Origin of the sequence: Aetokthonos hydrillicola CCALA 1050, from assembly GCF_017591665.1 — a bacterium.
Classification (GTDB): Bacteria; Cyanobacteriota; Cyanobacteriia; order Cyanobacteriales; family Nostocaceae; genus Aetokthonos; species Aetokthonos hydrillicola.
This window is the reverse complement of the sequence record NZ_JAAKGC010000276.1, coordinates 1-2,571: the sequence shown is the minus strand read 5'-3', so window position 1 is coordinate 2,571 and position 2,571 is coordinate 1. Positions and strand designations below refer to the sequence as shown.

Annotated in this window: 2 protein-coding genes and 1 pseudogene; 2 read left to right on the top strand and 1 reads right to left on the bottom strand. The window is 42.4% G+C overall.

Annotated elements, in window-relative coordinates; genetic code table 11:
• Positions 1 to 150 precede the first annotated feature (150 nt).
• Positions 151 to 822: pseudogene (locus tag G4P69_RS36870) on the bottom strand (aminotransferase class I/II-fold pyridoxal phosphate-dependent enzyme); the annotation flags it as partial.
• A gap of 85 nt (positions 823 to 907) precedes the next feature.
• Between G4P69_RS36870 and G4P69_RS36865 the strand changes: the two are divergent.
• Positions 908 to 1,726 carry an acyl-CoA desaturase gene (locus tag G4P69_RS36865; protein WP_208354780.1) on the top strand — a complete coding sequence of 273 codons (819 nt, stop codon included), beginning with the start codon at positions 908 to 910 and terminating at the stop codon, positions 1,724 to 1,726.
• Positions 1,727 to 1,903: 177 nt separating this feature from the next.
• Positions 1,904 to 2,571: fatty acid desaturase (locus G4P69_RS36860; protein ID WP_208354779.1), on the top strand; the 668-nt coding region annotated here is incomplete at its 3' end.

Below are 2,571 nucleotides of genomic sequence, written 5' to 3'. Positions count from 1 at the left end.
CCAAAAAAAAAGAGGAGATTTTAATTAAGTTGTCCCCCCCCTATAACAAAAAATGCGGGGGTTGAAACGGCGACGGTCGTTTTTGTCTGAAAATTCACCTCGCCAAAAAATAAACCCGCAGGGTTTAACAATCGGCCCGCGGGAATTTTAAATAAAAGCCCCCGCCATTAAATCAGCACCAACGCTAGTCGGTTCTTTTGTTTCAATAAATTCGCCGTAGCAGTTATCCACAAAGCAAATTGTGTTAGGATTTTGTTGTTTTACCAAATAAATTACTTTTTCAATTTCAGCAATTGAGAGGCTAGGACGCCAAGAATAGCCACAAGAACGCTGAATTAATACTAAACTAGTATTCTGACCTATTGCGGAGGATAAAGCTTGCCAGTCTACAGTTCCTTGTGCCGTAAGTTCCAATTGACGATAACGGATACCAAACTCGATGAGTGAACCTTGATCCTCACCACGCAAACCGATCACTTCTTCGAGAGTGTCATAAGGTGAACCCGCTACTGCTAAAATTTCATCACCAGGACGGAGAACACCAAATAAGGCACAAGCGATCGCGTGAGTTCCCGAAACAAACTGCACTCGTACTACAGCAGCCTCAGCACCCATCACTTCAGCAAAAACCTTGTCTAAAGTTTCTCTGCCTAAATCATCATGGCCGTATCCGCTAACACCAGCAAAATGGTGAGCACCGACTCGATGATAGCGAAAAGCTTTCAATACTTTTGTGAGATTGTGCTTGACCTGAGCGTCAATTCCAGAAAAAATCTGTAAGAGTGCCTGTTCTGCTTCCCGCAGATGTTCATTACTGTTCATTGCTTCCTCATTCATTCAAAATATTAGATATGCGGATTTTAGGATCACGCAGATTAGGCTGAACAATTCCTATTCAGGTTCCTGCATGACAATTGCTTCCACGACCGAACTTAAAATCAACTGGGTTAACACCCTCTTTTTCGCTGGGGTACATATTGGAGCTTTATTCGCTCTACTCCCTAGTAACTTTAGCTGGAAAGCTGTGGGTGTGGCTTTGTTACTCTACTGGGTAACTGGTGGCTTGGGTATTACCCTAGGATTCCACCGCCTTGTCACTCACCGGAGTTTTCAAACTCCTAAATTGCTAGAGTATTTTCTCGTTTTTTGCGGTACACTCGCCTGTCAGGGAGGTCCAATCGAGTGGGTAGGAACACACCGTCTACACCATTTGTATTCCGATCAAAACCTTGACCCCCATGATTCTAATAAAGGTTTTTGGTGGAGTCATATGGGTTGGCTGATTTATCAGGGTCAAAATGAATCAGAAATTCCTCGTTTTACTAAAGACATCGCTGAGGACAAAGTTTATCAGTTTTTTCAGAATTATTTTATTTTCATCCAGATTGCTTTGGGTTTGCTTCTGTTATTGCTTGGCGGCTGGTCATTTGTAGTCTGGGGGATTTTTGTTCGCATTGTATTTGTATGGCACTGCACTTGGTTAGTCAACAGCGCTACACACAAATTTGGCTATCGTAGCTATGATTCTGGGGATCGATCGACTAACTGCTGGTGGGTAGCACTACTGGTATTTGGTGAAGGCTGGCATAATAATCACCATGCTTTTCAATATTCAGCTCGTCACGGGCTAAGATGGTGGGAACTAGATTTGACTTGGATGACAATTCAATTGTTACAAGTACTCGGTCTAGCCACAAATGTCAAGCTTGCAGAAAAAAAGCAGTAAGCTTCTGAATTCGTGTTTGTGTTGTATCATCCAAAACGTTAACGTAAAAAAACTTTGCGACAGGTCACTTTTGAAAAGGAGTCAGGAGTTAGGAGTCAGTAATCATGTTGACTTTTAACTTTTGACTTCTCTGAAGGGGTTGGCTTGCTACTGAAGCTTTGTGTTTCTCAGGTATTCATGACTACATCAATAATAAACAACCAAAAGCAATCAGAGAATTTTGTTAGCTCCAACTTGAAGCTAAAAGATATCATAAAAACTCTGCCACGAGAGTGTTTTATACAGGATCGTCGCAAAGCATGGACAGGAGCAATAATCAATGTTGTGTTAGTTGGGTTGGGTTACTTGAGCATAGGAATTGCTCCTTGGTTTCTCCTACCCCTGGCGTGGGTTTTTACTGGTACTGCTTTGACAGGTTTTTTCGTGATTGGACATGATTGTGGTCATCGTTCATTTGCTAAACGCCGTTGGGTAAATGATTTAGTAGGACATTTATTTATGATGCCCTTGATTTACCCATTCCATAGCTGGCGGATTCAGCATAATTATCACCATACCCACACCAATAAGCTGGGAGAGGACAACGCTTGGCACCCAATTACTCCAAAAAAGTTTGAAAATTGGGGTAAAATTGGCCAGCGGAGCTTTGAGATGTTCATGCGCTACCGTTTATGGTGGGTAGGCTCAATTGGACATTGGGCAATGTTACACTTTGACTGGCGGCAATTCAAAGCTAAAGACCAATCAAGCGTGAGATTTTCTGTGATTGTGGTAGCAATATTTGCCGCGATCGCATTCCCTACCCTACTCATCACAACCGGGATTTGGGGAATTGTCAAATTTTG

Bases quoted from the DNA above. Each gene is read 5' to 3' on its own strand.
- G4P69_RS36865 (WP_208354780.1), top strand. From the start codon at position 908: ATGACAATTGCTTCCACGACCGAACTTAAAATCAACTGGGTTAACACC.